Raw genomic sequence first — 20096 nt, forward strand, 5'->3', positions numbered from 1 at the left:
TGGTCATGATGACTCCAGTCGTGCCGGTGGTGCTGACGAAGCGCGAGGCGTGCCGGGAACTGGCTGAACTCCGTGAGCGGATCGGGGATGTCGGGGCTCTGCGGGAGCGCGGCGAGCGATTCGAGCTGAGTGCCGACGAACTTGTCGACTACGGCCGATTGCTCGATCTTGAGTTCCTCACCAGTGACTGACACCCCGGTGCTCGAAACCCAGGCGGCCCGGTTCGCGGGCGACCTGACTGCCACGGTGCAGGCGGTGTCGCCCGGGTGCTCCCCGTTTGCGGCCACGGCCGTTGCGGACGCCAATCGATTCGTCGTCTCGCAGACTCCTGCGCAGGGTGTTCCCCTTCGTGTTGGAGGCGAACCGCTGCTGACGCTGCTGGTGAGATTTCAGTGTGTGCTTGACGGTGTGGGCAGATTTCTTGCGGTCGAAAAGTCAGGGATTGCCGTCCACGCAGGTCAGCGCGCCAGTGGGGAACCGCTCTTCCGCTTCGAATACGACAGGCGCACCCACTCGGTGCCTGTTGCGCATATCCAGGTCCATGCCCACCGCGACGCGCTGAGCCACGTGCTGGCACGCGCGGGAAGCGGTACTCAGCGAGCCCGTCGACGAGCCGACAGCACCGGCATTCCAGCGCTCAGCCAGCTGCATTTCCCCGTCGGCGGACATCGATTTCGACCCTGCCTCGAAGACGTGTTGGAGATGCTCATCGATGAGTTCGGAATCGACGATGCCGGGGACGCCAAAGCGGCGCTGCGCGAGGGGCGTGAGCGGTGGCGGCATACGCAGACCCGCAGTGCCGTTCGCGACGACCCGGCAGAAGCGGCGATAGCCCTTCGCGAGCTTGGCTATGCGGTCCAGTGGTCTGGGGGCGGAGACGAGCCCGAACCTCAGCGGGAGCGACTGCAGGCACCTTGACCCTGCCCCCAGTGCCCCAGCGCGCTGACGGCCACGACCGGCGCGCCCGCTAGTCGAGCTTGAGGTCCTTCTTGTTCATGCCGGGGAAGATGAGCTGGTACCTGACCATGTCGCCCCTGTGGTCGATGAGCTTGACGGAGCCGAAGTACGTCTTGCCGTTCGCCGTCACATTGCACAGCGTGGAGCCGCGCCACGAGTTCACGTTCATCTTGCGCGTGCAGTCGACCTTCGAGACCTTCATCTCGAACTTGTTGACGAAGAGGTCCTTGAGATCGAACTCGAGTGACTTCTCCGGGATCGTGCCGTTGCCCTTCTTGTCGACCTTCATGGAGCCGTCGCTCGCCCACGAGGTCGTCTTCGCCGAGTCCTTGAACCGCTCGCTCACGTTCGTCGACGGTGTCGTGGGGGCGCTGCCGGAGCCGTCTGCACCACTGCTGGCCTCGGCTGTGGCACCCGTGCCACCGGCATCGGCTTCGCCGTCGGCCGCGCTCTGGTCCGCGCCGCCCTCCGCCGGCGCCGAGGCGGACTGCTGCTGGTCTCCCTGCTCGCCCTGGGACTCGCCCCCGCCGGAGCAGCCGGCCAGGCAGACGGTGAGGGCGGCGGCCGCGGCGACGAGCCGGGGCGGGCGAAGTGCTGTGCGAAGCGCGATCACGACGGTCTCCTTCAGGAATGGGACGCTCGGTTATCCGTACGGCATCACTCTGCCATGTCCACCCGTCTGGGAGGCGCCAACGCTGTGGCGAGGCCGCCACACGGTGCGGGTGCGCCGTGCCCGGTGCTGAGATTGCTCCCGGGCGGCCACAGGGGCGTTGTTAGGATCGGCTTGGAGCCCGTCCGCCCGGACACCCGCCTCGCCTCCGCTTGCCGCACCCCCGGTCCGCGCGCCGCCCGCCGTGCAGCGCAGGCCCTCGACGAAGGATCCCCGCATGCCGGTCCCGCCCTCTTCCGCGCACCACACAGCAGCGCGTCAGGCGCCCGCGGATTCCGGGGGTGCCCCTGGCGCGGCTCGGGCCGCAGGAGGTCCGGCAGCGGAGCAGCGGGAAGCAGCATCCGAACGCGCCGGGCAGCGGGGCCGCGCGCGAGGTGCCGCGCCGGCCGGCACCTCGGCGGCGCGGGGACGCCTGGCGGGATTGCGCGACCGGACGACGGCAGCACTCGCGCCGCTCGGGGCGTTCCTTACCCGCTTCGCCCCGGCAGTCGCGGCGCTGACGGCCGCCGTGCTCTACGGTGCGCTGTCGATCCTCATGTGGGTCAACTACTACTCGCCCTCATGGGATCTGGGCATCTTCACCCAGCTCATGGACCAGTATTCGAAGCTCCAGGCGCCCATCGTCGACATCAAGGGCCCCGGCTACAACCTGCTGGGCGACCACTTCCACCCGATCCTCATCCTGCTCGCCCCCGTCTTCGCCGTCTTCCCCTCGGGCCTCACCCTCATGCTGTGCCAGACCGTGCTGTTCGCGGCCTCGGCCTGGCCCCTGACTTCCCTGGCCTTCGAGCGCCTGAGCACGAAGGGCGCGTGGCTGCTCAGCTTCGCCTACGTCTTCTCGTTCGGGCTGCTCAATGCCGTGACCGCCCAGTTCCACGAGATCGCCGTGGCGGTGCCGCTCATGGCATTCGGGCTCGTCTGGTGGATGCGCGGGCGGCGCATCGGAGCCGCGGTGGCCATCGGGCTGCTCGTGTTCTGCAAGGAGGACCTGGGGCTGACCGTCGCGATGTTCGGCGCCGTCGTCTGGCTCAAGGACCGCAGGGACTTCCGCTGGGCGCTGGGCTTCGCCGTCTGGGGCGTCATGTGGTTCCTCTACGCCGTCTTCGTCTTCATCCCCATGTTCAACACCGGCGGCGGCTACGACTACACGGACAACGTCACCCTGGCGCAGACCATCCGCGAGGGCCTGACGACCAAGCTCGGGACCGTGGGTTTCCTGGCCCTCACGGCCGGCGCCATCGGCCTCCGCTCGCCCTACATCCTCCTCATGCTCCCCACGCTGGCGTGGCGCTTCGCGGGCAACGTCGAGGGCTACTGGAACCTCAGCTTCCACTACTCGGCCGTCCTCATGCCGATCGCGGTGGTCGCTCTCGTCGATGCTGCCAAGCGCCGCCACCGGAACTTCGCGCCCCTGGTGGCGGCCATCACCGCCGTCGCGCTGCTGAGCCAGACGAGCATCCACCTGCTGTGGGACGCCGACCGGTACAAGGTCGACGGCGGACCCGCGGTCCAGGCGGCCAGCCGCTACGGCTCCGTGGGCACGGACCTCCACCTCCTCGCCTACCTCGCACCCAAGACGCACGTCTACTGGACGAGCACGCTGGGCGGAGTCCGCCCCGATGCGATCGCCCTGCGCCCGGACGACACGCACGAGCCCGTGGAGTCCTGGGCGGCGAAGAATCTGGGCGGAGACTGGAGGCTCGTCTACAGCGGCGGTGGCTACGAGGTCGTCGCCCGGCAGTCATAGCCACGGCAGTCACAGGCACGGACCGCGGGCAGCGCAGGGGTGATACCCGGGCCGCCCCTGGAAGGGGATTCGTCATGGCCGATCGGCACGACTCGCAGCGCCCAGCGCTCGGGGCACCGCACGACAACGCATCGGTGGCCGCCCGGCTGGGCGGTGAGCCGTTCGAGCTGCCGGCCCGCGGCCTCGCGTTCGCGGGCTATCGCGCCTCCCCGGGCACCGGAGTTCCTGGGGCCGCCGAGGCGCACTCACCCGCCGCTCCCCGAACCGCTGCCCCCGGGGTCGGAGCTCACGGCACCGGAGCTCACGGGGCCGCCGAGGCGCGGCCCGGCGCCGCGCTGCCGGTGCTCCTCGTCCACGGCTGGCCGGAGTTCGCGGCCGGGTGGGAGGCCACGGCCCGCGAACTGCTGGCAGCCGGTTACGAGGTGGCCGCCTACGATCAGCGCGGGTATTCTCCCGGCGCCCGCCCGGACGACGTGCGCGCCTACGACGTCGCGGAGCTCGTGGCGGACATGGCCGCCGTGGCCCAAGGACTGGGCTGGGAGCGGTTCCACCTGGTCGGCCACGACTGGGGCGGGATCGTCGGCTGGGCCTTCGCCGCGGTGCACCCGGAGCGCCTCGCGAGCTTCACCTCCGCGGCCTCGGCGCACCCCGAGGCGCACGGCCGCAGGATGGCCGAGGACCCGGATCAGCGCCGCCGCATGGAGTACATGCGCCGCATCCGCAGGGACCCCGCGGGGATGCGCGAGGCGCTCCTGGACGACGATGGTGCGCTCCTGCGCTCGTACTACCAGGGCGCGGTCCCAGCCGCGCTCGTCGACTCCTACGTCGAGCGGCTGAGCGAGCCCGGTGCGATGGACGCCGTACTGTCGTACTACCGCCAGTTCGGCGAGGGCGCGCCGATCGCATACCGGCCCATCACGGTGCCAGCGCTCTACCTCTGGGGCTCGCGGGACGCGGCCTTCACCCGGGGCGCGGCGGAGCTCACCGCGGACTACGTCGAGGGCCCCTACCGCTTCGTCGAGCTGACCGGGGCCACCCACTGGCTGCCCGAGGAAAAACCGGACGAGATCGCCGCGGCCGTGCTCGACTGGGCCTCGCGCCATCCCGACTGACGGGCGACCCGCGCCGACCGCACCGGCCCCGCCGCGTCACGATCGGGTGACGACTGGGCCGCCCCGCCGCCCGCGGGCCGTGCGCACTCCCCGCGAGGACTAGGGTGCTCATGATCGCAGCCCCGAATTCCGAAGGATCTCCCCTCATGCGCGTGCCACATGCTCTGCGCGGCCACCACGGCCGCCCTCGTCCTGGGCCTCGGCCTGCCGGCCACCGCCGCCGAACTCGGAGGCTCCGGTTCCGAACCGAGCGCCGCCCACTCCGCCGCCCCCCGCGAGTCGCAGGCGAGCGACTCGCACGCCTCGGAGCTGGCGTCCTCGGAGGCTGCGCAGACGAAGGGCGCACGGACCCCGCTGGCCACCACCGAGGCGAAGGCGCCGACGGCGCGTGCGAAGTCGGCGACCGCGCCCACGGCCACCGCCCGCGCGGTGAAGATCGACGCGAAGATCTCGGCGGCCGCCGCACGCGCCAAGCTCGGCGCCGCGAAGGGCGCCACCGCCTCCGTGAAGGGCGGGGTGCGCCAGAACTACGCCCGCGGCGCCGTCTTCCTCAAGAAGGGCGCGAAGACCGCCTACGCCGTGCGCTCCGGGATGCTGGGCCGCTACCGCTCCGCCGCCGGCCTGCCCACCGGCAACGAAGCCTGCCACGGCAAGAACTGGTGCACGCAGCCGTTCAGCGGCAGCCCCCGCACCCTGTCCTGGACCTCCGGGAAGATGCGCGTGTGCACCGGGCTGCGCAAGCGGGTCGAAGGGAAGAAGGCCTCGGCACTCCAGGTCATCGAGGTGGACCAGACGAGCACGCGCCACGCCAACGTCTACGCCTGCGTCCGCGATTCCAACGGCACCTACAAGCGCGACGGCGGTGCCTACGCGGGGCTCGTCGGCAAGACCGGCACTGCGGCGAAGAAGCGCGAGGGCGATGGGAAGACCCCGCGCGGTGTCTACTGGATGCGCGGCGGCTTCGGCACCAGCAAGAACCCGGGGCTCAAGCACCAGCGCTACACGAAGGTGACGAAGAAGACCGTCTGGGTCGACAGCTCCGCGTCGAAGTACTACAACACCATGCGGCCGTCCGGGAAGAGCGAGAAGCTCTACCAGCGCGGGCCCTACCGCCACGCCCAGGTGATCGGCTACAACGAGAAGCGCGCGAAGGGCAAGGGCTCCGCCATCTTCCTGCACCGGCGCACCAGCGCGTCGAACTACACGATGGGCTGCGTTGCCGTCTACGACTCCTCGCTCGTCAAGCTCATGAAGTGGCAGATCTCGAAGGACGTGCAGATCGCCATCCACGCCTGAGCGCGGGCGCGGCGGAGGTTCGAAGCGTGGCCGCCGCGGTGCTCGGGGGCCTGTGCGAGCGGCGCATTCGCACACAGTCCCCTGTCAGGAACCGGTCATAGCGTGGGCGGCAGAGGCGGTGACCCGCACCGCCGGAGGCAAGGAGTGAACATGGGACTCGACGACAAGTTCGACAACAAGGCCCAGGAGTTCGGCGGCCAGGCCAAGGACACCATCGGCAAGGCCACCGGCGACGAAGAGCTGCAGGCCGAGGGCAAGGGCGACAAGTTCTCCGCCAACGCCAAGCAGGCCGGCGAGAAGATCAAGGACGCCGGCAAGAAGATCGGCGAGGCGTTCGGCGGCGACAAGCACTGAGCCCCGCCACCAGCGCGCAGGCCCTGACGGCCTGACCGCAGCGGCGCCCCCTGCCCTCCGGCAGGGGGCGCCGCTGCGTCCCCGCCCTTGCGTGCCCCCTACGCCAGGAGGGTGGCGGCCGTGGTCGCCACCGCCTCGGCGACGGCCTCGCACTCCGGCGGCCCCACCTCACCGGTGAGGACGACGGGCGGGCAGGCCAGCGTCCAGCCCAGCCCGGTGGTGATCTGCTCCATGGCCCGCTCCGCGCCGGTCGTGTCCCAGCCGCCGTGGATCCAGTACGCCAGCGGCCGTCGCGCAGTCGCCTCCCTGACCTCGTAGTACGTCGTGTCGAAGAAGTGCTTGAGGGCCCCGGAGATGTAGCCGAAGTTCACGGTGGTGCCCAGCGCATAGGCATCGGCGGCCAGGACGTCCTCGGCGGTTGCCTCGAGGGCCGCGCGCTCGACGAGCTCCACGGACGCGAGCTCGTCGAGGTCGAAGACCCCGCGCGCCGCCTGGGCCAGAGACTGCGTGGCGCGGGTGGGGGAGTGGTGGACCATGAGCAGCTTCATGGCCCCACGCTAGCCGCCGTAGGCTGGGAACGGCAGAGTGCGGCCCGGCAGGGCCCGGCGAGGGGAGTGCGCGGTGGCCGTCATCAAGGATCCGCTGCGCGGACTCGCCCGGCCCGCGCCCACCGCGAGCGACGCGCAGATCGCCGCCGCCCTCGCCGCCCGTCCAACAGGCGACTGGGCCGTCCTCACCGGTGCCGGCATGAGCACGGACTCCGGCATCCCCGATTACCGCGGCCCGGGCGCCCCGCCGCGCTCGCCCATGACGGGCCAGACGTTCCGCTCGGGGCAGGCCGCCCGCTCCCGCTACTGGGCGCGCAGCTTCCTGGGCTGGCCCCGCATCCGCGCCGCCCAGCCGAACGCCGCCCACCGTGCGCTGGCGCGCCTGTCCCCGCACGGAACCATCACCCAGAACGTCGACGGGCTGCACGAGACCGCGGGATCCGACCCGGTCATCGACCTGCACGGCCGGTTGGACCGCGTCATCTGCCTGCAATGCGGCGAGCTCTTCTCCCGCGACTGGCTCCAGGGGGAGCTGGACGCCCTCAACCCGGGCTTCCGGGCGGGCCTGTCCATCAGCCCGGAGGAGATCGAGACGGCACCCGACGGCGATGTCGCGCTCGAGGAGACCGCGGGCTTCGCCGTTCCGCCGTGCCCCGTGTGCGGCGGCATCCTCAAGCCCGATGTCGTGTTCTTCGGCGAGAGCGTGCCCGCGGAGCGCGCCGAGGCCGCGACGTGCCTGGCCGCCGGGGCGCACGGGCTCGTGGTGCTCGGCAGCTCGCTCGCCGTGCTCTCCGGGCTGCGCTTCGTGCGCTCGGCCGCCCGCGAGGGGCGCCCGGTCGTCATCGTCACCGACGGCCCCACCCGCGGTGATGCGCTCGCCGCCCACCGCTCCACCTCCCGGGTCGCGGACTTCCTGGCTGCGTGGGAGGCCGCCGTGGCCCCGTGAGCGGGGCCGGCGCGGCCACACGGCGGGCGGCGCGCGCCTCGGCGGTGAAGGGTGTGCCGGCACCCCGCGCGGCAGGCCGGTGGCCGCGGATGCGTCCGAGGCGGGGCGGGCGGCGACTGCGGATGCGTCCGAGGCGCGGCGGGCCGGCGATAGCGGATTCGCCCGAGGCGGGGCGGGCCGGCGACACCCCGGCGCGGGGGCTGACGGCGGGGCGCGGGCTCAGTACGCTGTGGCCATGACGAACTTCGCGCGTTCCGAACGTCTCGCCCTGGCCGCCGAACTCCGCTCAGCGGGCCCCGACGCGCCCACGCTGTGCGAGGGGTGGGACGCCAAGGACCTCGCCATCCACATCGTCATCCGCGATCGCTACCCGCTGTCGCTGCCCGGCAACGCCTTCCCGCAGTTCGCGGACAAGGTGCCCTGGCTCAGCGAGCGCAGCAAGAAGACCGCCGCCCACCTCGCGGAGCTGCCGTGGAACGAGATCGTCGGAATGGTGGCCGGCGGCCCGGGCATGCTCTCGCCCATGTCGCTCGAGCCCATCGACCACCTGGCCAACACGGCTGAGTTCTACGTCCACCACGAGGACGTGCGCCGGGCCGGCCGCGGCTTCGCCCCGCGCAATCTGCCCCACGAGTTCGAATCGCAGTGCTGGAAGATCGTCTCCGCAATCGCGAAGGCTCCTGGCGCCCACGCCGATGACCCGGTGGAATTCGTCGCGGACGGATTCGGCGAGGTGCATGCGGGCCCGCGCGATGCGGCGGCCACGGTGGTCTCGGGCAAGCCCTCCGAGCTGCTCCTCTACGCGTTCGGCCGCCGGGACAGGGCCAATGTGGAGATCACGGCCCCGAAGAAGGGGTGAGGCGGAGATGCGCTGAGCCGCGGAGGCGCTGAGCCGGGGTGGGTCGGCGGCAACGGCCTACTGCTCCTGGTCTTCTGGAGGCTGGTTTTTGCCGGGAGACTCGGGATCGCTGGGGGTGCCGGGGCCGTTGCCGTCTGCGCCGCTGCCGCCGCTGCGTTCGTCGTTGCCACCCCGTTCGCCGACGTCGCCGGGTCCGCCGGCATCGCCGCGGCGAAGGCTTCGCTCGTGGCTGCGGCGCTGCTCGTCCTCGCGGCGCTGGGCCTCCTCCGTCTCCATGCGCGCCATGCGCCCGCCGATGTGGCTGTCCGGCTTCGTCATGACCCGCCAGATGAGGAACGCGCCGCCGAAGAACGCCACCGCGAAGAACGCGATGACGATGAGGACGGCCAACAGCTGCGGTTCGGCCATCAGCGCGCCAGCCGCTTGCGGTCGAAGCGGTTCGGCCCCCGCGAGCGGAATGTGCCCAGGCCCATGCTGCCGCTCACGGCGATGAGGGGGCTGCCCGGGCGGGCGGCGGCAGCGGCATGCGAGCGGATCGAGCCCCAGCCGGCCGTGAGTCGATCCGTGTTCACACCCCAGGAGTCCGGGACCACGATGAGCAGGCCCCCCATGCCGGGCCGCACCTCCACCTCGATCGTCGGCACATCCGTGGGCGCTTTGAGGAAGTTCAGCTCGATGTTCGACCCCTTGGGGAACGCCTCGATGAAGGGCACTGGGGTCCAGCGCCCGCGCCGGCGCACCGCGCTCCAGGTCGCCTTCACGACGAGCGGGTCTGCCGGATCCCAGCCGGGGATGGCGGCGGTCGAATCGTGCATGTCTCACCTCCTGGGGGTGCGGGCGCTGCGGGCGCTGGGCTCATGGGAGCCGGCGGCGTAGGCGGCGGGCTGTTGGGCGCGGGCCCCGTCGCGCGCCTCGGCGCGGGGCCGTGACCCCACCCCAGCCCGGTGCCGTGGCCTCACCCCGCCGTGGGGCTGTGGCCTCAGGCTACGCCAGCGCCCTGCCCCGTGTCCGCGGTTCGTCGTAGGGTAGTCGCGTGCCCACAGCTCTGTATCGCCGCTACCGCCCGGACACCTTCGATGAGGTGATCGGGCAGGACCACGTAACCGGCCCGCTCAAGGCGGCGCTGGCCCATCAGCGCGCCAACCACGCGTACCTCTTCTCCGGCCCGCGCGGCTGCGGCAAGACGACCTCCGCACGGATCCTGGCGCGCTGCCTCAACTGCGCGCAGGGCCCCACGCCCACGCCGTGCGGTGAGTGCGAGAGCTGCCGCGACCTCGCCACCGGCGGCCCCGGCTCGCTCGACGTCGTGGAGATCGACGCGGCCAGCCACAACGGCGTCGACGACGCCCGCGATCTGCGTGAGCGCGCCGTCTACGCGCCGGCCCGCGACCGCTACAAGATCTTCATCCTCGACGAGGCCCACATGGTGACCCCGCAGGGCTTCAACGCGCTCCTCAAGCTCGTGGAGGAGCCACCGGAGCACGTGAAGTTCGTCTTCGCCACCACGGAGCCGGAGAAGGTCATCGGGACCATCCGCTCGCGCACGCACCACTACCCCTTCCGGCTCGTGCCCCCGGAGATTATGACCTCCTACCTGGACGAGCTCTGCCGCCGCGAGGACGTGCCGGTGGGCAAGGGCGTCCTGCCGCTCGTCGTGCGGGCCGGGGGCGGCTCCGTGCGCGATTCGCTGTCCGTGCTCGACCAGCTCATGGCGGGCGCGGGCGAGGAGGGCATCGACTACGCCACCGCCGTCGCGCTGCTGGGCTACACGCCGGAATCGCTCCTGGGCGACATCGTCGACGCGCTCTCCGCCGGCGACGGCGCCGCCGTCTACCGCGTCATCGACCGGGTCATCGAGTCCGGCCAGGACCCGCGCCGCTTCGTCGAGGACCTCCTCGAGCGCTTCCGCGACCTCATCGTCGTGGGCACCGCGCCCGAGCGCGCCGCCGCGCTCCTGCCGGAGGCACCCGCCGATCACGTCGAGCGCCTCGCCCAGCAGGCGCAGAGCCTGGGCGCCGCGGAGCTCTCCCGCGCGGCCGACCTGCTCAACGCCGGGCTCACGGAGATGACCGGGGCCACGTCCCCGCGCCTTCAGCTCGAGCTCATCTGCGCGCGCATCCTCCTGCCCTCCGTCGACGATCAGCGCCGCGGAGTGCTCTCGCGCCTCGACCGGATGGAGCGCCGGGTGGGCATGAGCGCCGCGGGCGCCGTGGCGCCCGGTGCGGTGAACGCCGCCGCTTCGCAGGCGGGGACGGCTCCGGCCGGCGCCGAGGCGCAGCCCGGCTCGGGCGCCCCAGGCGAGGCTGCCGGTGACGGCTCGCGGCCTGCCGACGGCGCCGCACGCGGCGCCGTCCCGAGTGCGGCGGGCGCCCAGGCCACGGCGGGCGCCGCGCAGCGCGGGGTCGATGACGACCTGGACGCCATGGCGGATTTCGCCGCGAGCGCCGAGTCCATGCTCGCCGACGAGGAGGCTGCCGAGGGCGCGCGGGACGAGACTGCCTCCGGTGGTCACGGATCCGCACACGGTTCCGGAACGCGCTCCGGCGTCCCCGCGGATGGCGGTGCGGCCGATGGCGCTTCCCAGGAGCCCGCGGGCGCTGGCGCCAGGCAGGCTGGCGGCGCGCAGCACGACTCGAACCGCGCTTCGCTGGCGGACGCCGACCCCCGCACGGAGACCGAGGACCGTGTCGAGGCGGGCTCCCGGGGGCAGGCCGGCCCCCGCGGGGCGGCAGGCGCGCGCGCGAATGCCAGCGCCGCCGCAGCGCCCAGCAGCGCAGGGGATGGCGGGGCCCGGGGCGCCAGTGCCGAGGCTCCCTCCGGCAGCGCCGCTCAGCCCTCCGCGCCCGCCGGTCGCGGGGCCCGCGGGGATGACCCTGAGCGCGGCACCCACGGCCCGGGCGCGTCTCAGGAGCCTGGCCAGGCCGGGGAGCGGAATCACGGGCAGGCGCGGGCCGCGCAGCCCGCCGGGGCCGCAGCACAGCAGGCCGGCGTCGGGGAACAGCCGGATGCAGACCAGGCTGAACCTCATGGCGCTGGCGCTCAGACCGCCGGCAGTCAGGCTGCCGGCAGCCGGGACTCCGGTACTCAGGCCCCCAGCGCGGCCTCCGCTCAGCAGGCGGGCGGGCAGGAGATCGACGCGATCCGCCGCGCCTGGCCGAACGTGCTCGACGCGCTCGGGCAGCGCAGCCGCCTGGCCCGCGCCATCATCAGCTCCAACGCGGTACCGCAGGGCTTCGCCGACGGTGCACTGCTCCTGGGCTTCAACAACGAGAGCGCCGCGGCGAACTTCAACCGCAACGGCAACGATGCGAAGCTTGCCGAGGCCATCGACGAGGTGCTCGGCATCCGGGCCGCCGTGCGCATCGGCGAGGTGGGCGCCGCGCTCGACACCTCCGCCATGGGCGGCGGGCAGGCCCCGCCGCCGCAGCGCGAGCACCGCCGCCCCTCGCAGCAGGAGTTCGAGGCCGTCGTGGGCAAGCGGGCCCAGGACCAGGAGCCCACGGACCGCGAGCGCTACTGGCAGGCCCCTCCCGAGGCGGGGCCGGGCGACTCCGGTGACGACGATGCGGAGGCAGAACCGCAGCCTCGCACTGATGCGCCAGCCGGTGTGGCCGAGGAAGCCGAGCGGGCCGCCGAGGACATGCCGCGCGCCCCGGAGGACTTCGAGGATCCCTACGACCTGGACGAGCCCGCCGCGGCAGACGACGAGCCGCGGGCCGACCAGCCGCCGGCCGACGATCTGCCAACCGGAGGCCAGGCGGAGGGCCGCGTCGGGTCCGACGAGTCGCTCGCCGGGGGAGCGGCGGCGGCCGGGCCCGCGGCCGCGGACGAGGAGCGTGGCGGTGCGCGGGCCGATGGCATGCCGCGCGGTGCTGCGCGCTCCGTTGCAGCGCCGACCGGGCAGACTGGGCCCGACTCGGCCACCCCCGGCACAACGACTTCCGGTGTGACCGCCTCCAGCACAACTGCCGCCGTTGCAGCGCCGACAGGGTCGACAGCGGGCGCGGATGGCGCGGCTGGCTCCGGGCACGCCGGCGACGGTGGAGGCTCCGTGGCCGCGGAGGGCGCCGGTGACGTCGGCGAACACGCGGGTGACGGCGGGGCAGCGACCGATGTGCCGCCCGACCGGCGCGGCGTCGATCCGCGCGAGGCCGAGGGGGCCCGTGTTCCGGGCGAGCGCGCCGGTGAGAGCTCGGCGCCTGGGGCCGAAGCCCAGGGGGCAAGCGCAGACCGGCAGGCGGAGACCGCCGCGGGCTGGGGCGCCGTCGACATGCCCGGTGTCGTGGTGCCGCCCCCGCCGGACATCGACGAGCCCTACTATGACGACATCGAAACCGGTGGCATCGACCCCTACGAGGATCGGCAGCCGCAGCCTGGTGAGGACCGCGCAGCGCCGGCTGCGGAGCCGGATTCCGGGCACACCGCCGCGCGCCCCGATGACCACGCTGGGCCGGTTATGAGTGAGCCGGGTGCCCCGGGCAGCCCGGATGCCCCGGGGAGCTCGCGCAGCCCGGGCGATCCGGCTGCCCAGGATGAGGCCCTGGTGAGCGGGGAGGTGGAGCCCGCGGGCGCCTCGGCGGCGGAAGGCGCGCCCCACGGCGGTGGGGACCCGGGCGGCGAGGACGACGACCTCGACTTCTTGGGCGCCTACGCGGATCCCACGATCGCGTTCACCTCGAACGAGGGCTACTCCCAGCCGCAGGCCGCCGCGCCCCAGCAGCGCAGCGTGGCCGACGACATCGCCGCCCGGCGGGCAGCGCAGGCACAGCCGCACGACGGCGACTGGGGCTACGGCGATGCGCCGCCCCGGGGCGACTGGGCCCCGGATGGCGAGTACGGCGGAGGGCCCGGGAATGCCGGGCCGCAGTCGCGCGTTCCGGACCCGGCGGAGAACTACGACGACTACGACACCGCGGACGATCCCGAGCTCGCCGAGGCCCCCGAGTTCGGCGTGCCCGTGGTCGAGCGGCTGCTGGGCGGCCAGGTGCTGGAGGAATTCAGAGAATGAGCATGGTCTACGAGGGTGCGCTGGCCGACCTCGTCGAGGAGTTCGGCAAGCTGCCCGGCATCGGGCCGAAGTCCGCCCAGCGGCTCGCGTTCCACATCCTCCAGAGCCCGGAGCTCGACGTCTCCGCGCTCGCCCACGCGCTCACGGAGGTCAAGAAGCGCGTGCGCTTCTGCGAGACGTGCGGCAACGTCTCGGAGGAGGAGCAGTGCGCCGTGTGCAAGGACCCGCGGCGCGAGCAGAGCGTCATCTGCATCGTCGAGGAGCCCAAGGACGTCGTCGCAATCGAGCGCACCCGCGAGTACCGCGGGCTCTACCACGTGCTGGGCGGGGCGATCGATCCCATGGCGGGCGTGGGGCCCGACGATCTGCGAATCAAGGAGCTGCTGCCGCGGCTCGAATCGGGCACCGTGACCGAGTGCGTCATCGCCACCGATCCCAACCTCGAGGGCGAGGCGACGGCGACCTATCTCATCCGGCTCCTGTCCTCGCTGGGCGTGACGGTCTCGAAGCTCGCCTCCGGCCTGCCCGTGGGCGGCGACCTCGAATACGCCGACGAGGTCACGCTCGGCCGCGCCTTCCAGGGCCGCACCTCCGTCGCCTGAGATCGGGTGCACCGCGGTGCGGTGCGGCCCCGGTTCAGAGGGCGATCACGGCCGGTGAAGCCGCGGCGCGCGACCGGCCGCAGTACGTCCGGCCATCCAGCGCTGCCTCGCCTTCGCGCCGCGCTGCCCGCCATGGCGCTTCCGCTTCGGTGCGCTGCCTCGCCTTTGTGCCGCGCTGCCCGCCATGATGCCCCCACTTCGGTGCGCTGCCGCCCCTTCGCGCCGCGCAGCGCCGCCGTGGCCCCCCTTCTCCTGTCATGCGGTGGGCGCCCTTTTCCCACAACCCCTTGACTCCATATCGAAAGTCGATAAGACTATCGATAGTCGATATATCGACTATCGATACGCGCGGGGCGTGTCGGAGCCACGAGGAGGACGAGATGAGCCCGGAGAATCTGGCAGACAGCAGCGGCGCCGGCGAGCGGGGAGCCGCTCCCCGCGGACAGCGATCCGGCGCCGCGGGCGGGCGTCCGCGCAGCGGCGGCCGCGGCGGACTCGAGATGTTCAGCCTGCTCGCCGTCGCCGCCCTGGTGGTCCATGCGGCGACCGGCCTCATCCGCGCGGTGACCTCGCACGAGCTCACCGTTGCCCTCGAGCGACCCGCCGGCGCCGCAGGGGGCATCTCCGGAGTCGAGGCCGCCCGCGCCGAGGGGGTGGTGACATTCGCCATCGGATTCGACCAACTGAGCGGCGCGTCGATCGCCACCGTGCTCGCCGCCCAGGCGTCCCTCCTCCTCGGAGGGCTCGTGGCCGGCTGGGCCGCGAGCCGGGCGATCGGCGCGATCGCAGCCGGCAGACCCCTGTCGGGCGGTGCCGCGCGCCGCGTGCTCACCGTCTTCTGGGCGACGGCCGCCACGGGGGCTGCGTACGGGCTGCTCCTCATGCTGGGCGGCAACCTCGTGACGCGCGATCTGGGGATCTTCGACCAGGGCTACGGCAACGGCGTCACCACCTGGGGGATCCTCGGCTGGATCGGCGTGCTGGGCCTCATCCAGGTGTTCTACCGGGCCCTGCGCCGCGGCGCGCAGGCCGAGGACGAGCTCGAAGGGGTGATCTGAGTGGGTGCCGGGGACGCACCGCTGAGCGTCGTCTGCCATCTCGACCGGGTCCTCGAGCGGCGCGGCATGACGCTCACCGAGCTCTCCGCGCAGGTGGGCGTCACCGTGGCCAACCTGTCGGTGCTGAAGAACAACCGGGCCAAGGCGATCCGCTACTCCACGCTGGCGGCCCTGTGCACGGCACTCGACTGCCGACCCGGTGACCTCTTCGACGTGGAGCCGGCCGCAGGTATTCCCTGAGGGGTGGCGGATCCCGTGCGGCGGGCCCGCCCACCACGCGCCCGAGGTGCGGGCCGGCAGACTCCGGCCCGCACCTCGGGCGCGTGGGAGACAGGCGCAGCCCGCCCACCGCGCTGGCGCGGTGGGGACAGGGATGCGGCGGCATGCCACCGCATGCCCCGCGGATGCGGCGGGGGAGACAGGCGGGGGTACCCATCACCCGGAGCCGGTGGGAGTCCGCACCTCGGGTGTGATGGGAGGCGGAGAGGGCGGCGGCATGCCGCCGCATGGCCCGCGGAGGAGGCGGGGAGACAGGCGCAGGTGCCCATCCACCCGTGGGCGGTGGGAGTCCGCGCCTCGGGCGCGGCGGTGAGCCACGGCAAGCCACGGCAGGCCGTGCGGAAGGGGCGGTGGTGCGCGAACCGCGAACGCGCGAGGGCACGCCCCCGCAAGGCGCGAGCGAACCGGCCTTTAGACTGTTGCTGTGCGCCGGGACGCCCCGGCGCCGCCCGCGGCGCGCAGGCGCCCGGCGCGAGCACGCATCGTGGGAAAGCGAGCGCAGTGAGTCTAGTCGTCCAGAAGTTCGGCGGGTCCTCCGTCGCCGATGCCGCCTCCGTCAAGCGCGTCGCCAAGCGCATCGTCGAGTACCGCAGGACCGGGCATGACGTCGTCGTGGTCGTTTCCGCGATGGGCGACAGCACCGATGACCTCATCGACCTGGCGAAGGACGTCTCGCCCGTGCCGCCGGCGCGCGAGCTCGACATGCTCCTCACCGCCGGCGAGCGGATCTCCATGGCCGTCCTCGCCATGGCGATCGCCAACCTGGGGTTCCGCGCCCAGTCCTTCACCGGCTCCCAGGCCGGCGTCATCACCGACGAATCCCACGGCCGCGCGCGGATCATCGACGTCACTCCCGGGCGCATCCAGTCCGCCCTGGGTGAGGGCAACATCGCGATCGTCGCGGGCTTCCAGGGCGTCTCGCAGAACACGAAGAACATCACGACGCTGGGCCGCGGCGGCTCGGACACGACCGCGGTTGCGCTCGCCGCGGCCCTTGGGGCGGACGTGTGCGAGATCTACACGGACGTCGACGGCGTCTTCACCGCGGACCCGCGGATCGTGCCCCCGGCCTCGCGCGTGCACAAGATCAGCTATGAGGAGATGCTGGAGATGGCGGCCTCCGGCGCCAAGATCCTCCACCTGCGCTCCGTCGAATACGCCCGCCGCTACGGCGTGCCGGTCCACGTGCGCTCGTCATTCTCCCAGCACACGGGCACGTGGGTGACCGACGGCCCCATTCCCGCAGATTTCCGCACCACCGATGACAAGGACGACACGAGCATGGAACAGGCCATCATCTCCGGCGTCGCGCACGACCGCTCCGAGGCGAAGCTCACCGTGGTGGGCGTCCCCGACGTCCCCGGCAAGGCGGCCCGGATCTTCCAGGTGCTCTCCGGCCACGAGATCAACATCGACATGATCGTCCAGAACATCTCCACCCGCGACCCCGGCCGCACGGACATCTCCTTCACCCTGCCCATGGACGACGGTGCGAAGGCGATCGCCGGGCTCGAGGCGGCCAAGGAGGAGATCGGCTTCGACCACCTGCGCTACGACGACCAGATCGGCAAGCTCTCCGTCGTGGGCGCCGGCATGCGCTCGCACCCGGGCGTGACCGCGAACCTCTTCGACGCGCTGTCCAAGGCGCACATCAACATCGACATGATCTCCACCTCGGAGATCCGCATCAGCGTCGTCACCCGGGCCGAGCTGCTCGACGACGCAGTGCGCGCAGCCCATACCGCTTACGGCCTCGACAGCGACGAGTCCGAGGCGATCGTGTACGGAGGGACCGGACGATGAGCGGACTCAAAATCGGCGTCGTGGGGGCAACCGGCCAGGTGGGCCAGGTCATGCGCGACCTGCTCGCCGACGACCCCGGCTTCGACATCGAGCAGATCCGCTTCTTCGCCACCGCGCGATCTGCGGGCACCGAGCTCGACTTCAAGGGCCAGACAATCGTTGTCGAGGACACCGCCACCGCGGACCCGGCGGGCCTGGACGTCGCCCTGTTCTCCGCCGGCGGCGGCACCTCGCGCGAATACGCCCCGAAGTTCGCCGCGGCGGGCGTCACCGTCGTCGACAACTCCTCGGCCTGGCGCAGCGATCCGGAGGTCCCCCTTGTCGTCAGCGAGGTCAACCCGGACGCCCTCGACTCGATCCCCAAGGGCATCATCGCGAACCCCAACTGCACGACGATGGCCGCGATGCCCGTCCTCAAGCCGCTCGACGATGCTGCGGGCCTTGAGCGCCTCATGGTGAGCACGTACCAGGCCGTCTCCGGCTCCGGCATCAAGGGCGTCGACGAGCTCTACGGGCAGGCCAACACCGCCGCGCCCACGTCGAAGTCGCTGGTGCGCGACGGCTCCGCCGTGGCGTTCCCGCAGCCCCAGGTCTACACGGACCCCATCGCCTTCAACGTCCTGCCGCTGGCCGGCAGCCTCGTGGACGACGGGGAAGGCGAGACCGACGAGGAGAAGAAGCTGCGCAACGAGAGCCGCAAGATCCTGGGCCACCCGGATCTGCTCGTGGCGGGCACCTGCGTGCGCGTTCCCGTCTACTCCGGCCACTCGCTGTCCATCCACGCCGAGTTCGCCGACGAGATCACTGCGGACACCGCCGCCGAGGTGCTTGCCCAGGCCCCGGGCGTCGAGCTCGTCGATGTGCCCACCCCGCTCAAGGCTGCCGGGCGCAACCCGAGCCTCGTGGGGCGCATTCGCTCGGATCAGTCCGCGCCGGCAGGTCGGGGTCTCGTGCTCTTCGTCAGCAACGACAACCTGCGCAAGGGCGCGGCGCTCAACACGGTCCAGATCGCGAAGCTCCTGGCCGACCGCCGCTGAGACGGCGCGGGGGCGCGGTCGCGCGGGGCCCGGGCCGCTATTGGTGGGTGGTCGATGTCGTTCGGTTGCGCCGCCGCATGCCGTAGGAAAGTGACCTTTCGGCCGTTGGACTGCGAAGTTCGCGGGGCGCGGGGATTCGGGCCACCGGTGAGTGGTCGTTCCCGTTCGGTTGTGTCGGCGCTGACCGTACGAGGGTGACCTCTCAGCGTCGTGGCCACGGGATCAGTGCGGACCGGTTCGGCGTGGTCCGACCCGCAGCGGAGCGTGGCCGTTGGCGGGTGGCGCTTTCAGCGTCGTGGCAACCCGCTCGGAGCGGGGCGGGCGGGTTTGGTGTGGCCCGGTGCTGTGCAGTCCGGTGCGGTGCGGTGCAGCGCGGTCCGGGTCGGGGGGTGCCGGACGGCGCTTGGCGGTGAGCCGGCGGGGGCAGCCAGCGCCGCGAGTTTCCGGGCGGGGCCGTGTCCTCGCGCTATGCGCGCATGTGCATATAACCATTAGTGCACTCGGAAACCGCCGCGTAGCGTGCCTGCCAACGGCGGTCGGGCGGGCCTGGACTGGCCCGCCGCGGCCGATGGATGAAGCACCGGTGGGCGAGCGCGCCTCGGGCGCCGGAATACGATGAGCAGAGTGGGAGACGTGGCGATGATGCAGGGGCCGAGGGGACGGATGCGCAGCCTGGGGGCCGGAGCGGTCGCACTGGCGACTGCGGCGGTGCTGGCGGGCTGCGGCAGCGGCGGTGGAGCCGACTCCAACAGTGGGAAGCCGCGCGTGGTGACGTCGACGAACGTGTATGCCGACATCGCCTCGCAGATCGCCGGGGACAGGGCGGACGTCGAGGCGATCATCGACGACCCGAACAAGGACCCGCACGACTACGAGGCGAGCACGGCCGATCAGCTCAAGGTGTCCAAGGCCAGCATCGTCGTGGAGAACGGCGGCGGCTACGACTCGTTCATGGACTCGATGATGAAGTCTGCGGACTCCCATCCCGCCGTTGTGGACGCCGTGGCGGTCTCCGGCCTGCCGGGGGCCGAGGACGCCGCCGGCGATCACGACCACGACCATGGGGCGGAGGAGTCGCAGGGCGCCGCGGGAACGGAGAGCGCAGCCGCCGGTGACGAGCACGACGAGGATCACGATGCCGACCACGCCGATCACGCGGACGACGAGCACGCGCACTCCGACCATGCCGAGGAGTCCAGCGAGGCCGAGGAATCCGGTGAGCACGACGCCCACGAGGGCCACGACCACGGCGAGTTCAACGAACACGTCTGGTACTCCGTGCCCACGATGATCAAGGTCGCGCACGCGATTGAGGACGAGCTCAAGGACAAGGCGCCGAATGACGCGCAGGCCTTCGAGGACAACACCTCCGCGCTCGTCAAGAAGCTCGACGGGCTCAACGACTCGATCGCGCAGGTGAAGAAGACGGCCCAGGGCAAGAAGGCCTCGGCCACGGAGCCTGTGCCGCTGTGGCTGTTCTCCGACATGGGGCTGGAGACGATCACCCCGGAGGAATTCCTCGAGGCGGTGGAGGAGGGCTCGGACGTGCCCCCGCTCGTGCTCAAGAAGGCCCAGCGGCAGATCTCGGACGGGCAGGTTGTCATACTGGGCTACAACACCCAGGCGACGAACACCCAGGCCGAACAGCTGAAGAAGTCCGCCGATGCGGCGGGTGTGGGCGTCGTCGACCTCACGGAGACGATGCCGCAGGGCGCGCACTACGACGAGTGGATGGGCGGGCGCATCGACGACATCGCGCAGAAGCTCGCGTCCGCACAATAGGCCGCCGAGCCGTGAGCCACCGCAGGGCCACCGACTGC

Annotated in this window: 19 protein-coding genes; 15 read left to right on the forward strand and 4 right to left on the reverse strand. The window is 72.1% G+C overall.

The window, feature by feature from the left end:
• The first annotated feature begins 5 nt into the window (after positions 1-5).
• Both GSY69_RS04300 and GSY69_RS04305 read left to right on the forward strand, forming a co-directional pair.
• Positions 6-191: a hypothetical protein gene (locus GSY69_RS04300; protein WP_160952649.1), complete on the forward strand. Its 186-nt coding sequence runs from the start codon at positions 6-8 to the stop codon at positions 189-191.
• Positions 192-198: 7 nt separating this feature from the next.
• Positions 199-918 carry a hypothetical protein gene (locus tag GSY69_RS04305; protein WP_160952650.1) on the forward strand — a complete coding sequence of 240 codons (720 nt, stop codon included), beginning with the start codon at positions 199-201 and terminating at the stop codon, positions 916-918.
• A gap of 49 nt (positions 919-967) precedes the next feature.
• Here the strand turns inward: GSY69_RS04305 and GSY69_RS04310 are convergent, their stop codons facing one another.
• Positions 968-1570 (reverse strand): hypothetical protein, encoded by a 603-nt coding sequence (locus tag GSY69_RS04310; RefSeq protein WP_160952651.1) that lies wholly within the window; start codon positions 1568-1570, stop codon positions 968-970.
• A 478-nt stretch (positions 1571-2048) separates the two neighbouring features.
• Here GSY69_RS04310 and GSY69_RS04315 point away from each other — a divergent pair, with 478 nt between their 5' ends.
• The 4 genes from GSY69_RS04315 (at position 2049) to GSY69_RS04330 (ending at position 6136) form a co-directional block, all read left to right on the forward strand.
• Complete coding sequence (locus GSY69_RS04315) at positions 2049-3374, forward strand: DUF2079 domain-containing protein (protein WP_235936280.1); 1326 nt, start codon at positions 2049-2051, stop codon at positions 3372-3374.
• A gap of 74 nt (positions 3375-3448) precedes the next feature.
• Positions 3449-4486, forward strand: coding sequence for an alpha/beta fold hydrolase (locus tag GSY69_RS04320; protein ID WP_160952652.1), 1038 nt, complete (start codon positions 3449-3451; stop codon positions 4484-4486).
• A gap of 159 nt (positions 4487-4645) precedes the next feature.
• Positions 4646-5782 (forward strand): L,D-transpeptidase family protein, encoded by a 1137-nt coding sequence (locus tag GSY69_RS04325; protein WP_160952653.1) that lies wholly within the window; start codon positions 4646-4648, stop codon positions 5780-5782.
• 150 nt (positions 5783-5932) lie between these two features.
• On the forward strand, positions 5933-6136 hold the full coding sequence (locus GSY69_RS04330; RefSeq protein WP_160952654.1) for a CsbD family protein: 204 nt from the start codon (positions 5933-5935) through the stop codon (positions 6134-6136).
• A 98-nt stretch (positions 6137-6234) separates the two neighbouring features.
• Here GSY69_RS04330 and GSY69_RS04335 read toward each other — a convergent pair whose 3' ends face one another.
• The gene (locus tag GSY69_RS04335) at positions 6235-6684 is read right to left on the reverse strand and encodes a flavodoxin family protein (RefSeq protein WP_160952655.1); all 450 of its coding nucleotides are present in this window, start codon (positions 6682-6684) and stop codon (positions 6235-6237) included.
• Positions 6685-6757: 73 nt separating this feature from the next.
• Here GSY69_RS04335 and GSY69_RS04340 point away from each other — a divergent pair, with 73 nt between their 5' ends.
• Both GSY69_RS04340 and GSY69_RS04345 read left to right on the forward strand, forming a co-directional pair.
• A complete protein-coding gene (locus GSY69_RS04340; RefSeq protein WP_160952656.1) occupies positions 6758-7630 on the forward strand; it encodes a Sir2 family NAD-dependent protein deacetylase in 873 nt (290 codons plus the stop codon).
• Between the two features lie 235 nt (positions 7631-7865).
• Entirely contained in the window at positions 7866-8489 is a 624-nt protein-coding gene (locus tag GSY69_RS04345) for a TIGR03085 family metal-binding protein (protein ID WP_160952657.1), read from the forward strand.
• A 57-nt stretch (positions 8490-8546) separates the two neighbouring features.
• Here the strand turns inward: GSY69_RS04345 and GSY69_RS04350 are convergent, their stop codons facing one another.
• Positions 8547-8897 carry a hypothetical protein gene (locus tag GSY69_RS04350; RefSeq protein WP_160952658.1) on the reverse strand — a complete coding sequence of 117 codons (351 nt, stop codon included), beginning with the start codon at positions 8895-8897 and terminating at the stop codon, positions 8547-8549.
• Complete coding sequence (locus GSY69_RS04355) at positions 8897-9304, reverse strand: hypothetical protein (RefSeq protein ID WP_160952659.1); 408 nt, start codon at positions 9302-9304, stop codon at positions 8897-8899. The genes GSY69_RS04350 and GSY69_RS04355 overlap by 1 nt, the downstream gene beginning before the upstream one ends.
• 218 nt (positions 9305-9522) lie before the next feature.
• Here GSY69_RS04355 and GSY69_RS14890 point away from each other — a divergent pair, with 218 nt between their 5' ends.
• The 7 genes from GSY69_RS14890 (at position 9523) to GSY69_RS04390 (ending at position 20058) form a co-directional block, all read left to right on the forward strand.
• The gene (locus GSY69_RS14890) at positions 9523-13497 is read left to right on the forward strand and encodes a DNA polymerase III subunit gamma and tau (RefSeq protein WP_328698760.1); all 3975 of its coding nucleotides are present in this window, start codon (positions 9523-9525) and stop codon (positions 13495-13497) included.
• A complete protein-coding gene (recR, locus tag GSY69_RS04365; protein ID WP_160952660.1) occupies positions 13494-14099 on the forward strand; it encodes a recombination mediator RecR in 606 nt (201 codons plus the stop codon). The genes GSY69_RS14890 and recR overlap by 4 nt, the downstream gene beginning before the upstream one ends.
• A 380-nt stretch (positions 14100-14479) precedes the next feature.
• On the forward strand, positions 14480-15157 hold the full coding sequence (locus tag GSY69_RS04370; RefSeq protein WP_160952661.1) for a hypothetical protein: 678 nt from the start codon (positions 14480-14482) through the stop codon (positions 15155-15157).
• Complete coding sequence (locus tag GSY69_RS04375) at positions 15158-15397, forward strand: helix-turn-helix domain-containing protein (protein WP_328698761.1); 240 nt, start codon at positions 15158-15160, stop codon at positions 15395-15397. It abuts the gene before it with no gap.
• Positions 15398-15937: 540 nt separating this feature from the next.
• On the forward strand, positions 15938-17239 hold the full coding sequence (locus tag GSY69_RS04380) for an aspartate kinase (protein WP_160952662.1): 1302 nt from the start codon (positions 15938-15940) through the stop codon (positions 17237-17239).
• Positions 17236-18276: an aspartate-semialdehyde dehydrogenase gene (locus tag GSY69_RS04385; protein WP_160952663.1), complete on the forward strand. Its 1041-nt coding sequence runs from the start codon at positions 17236-17238 to the stop codon at positions 18274-18276. Before GSY69_RS04380 ends, GSY69_RS04385 begins: the two co-directional genes overlap by 4 nt.
• A gap of 639 nt (positions 18277-18915) precedes the next feature.
• Positions 18916-20058, forward strand: coding sequence for a metal ABC transporter solute-binding protein, Zn/Mn family (locus GSY69_RS04390; protein WP_235936287.1), 1143 nt, complete (start codon positions 18916-18918; stop codon positions 20056-20058).
• The last annotated feature ends 38 nt before the right edge of the window (positions 20059-20096 follow it).

The organism is Brevibacterium rongguiense, assembly GCF_009857845.1.
In the GTDB taxonomy this organism is placed as follows: domain Bacteria; phylum Actinomycetota; class Actinomycetes; order Actinomycetales; family Brevibacteriaceae; genus Brevibacterium; species Brevibacterium rongguiense.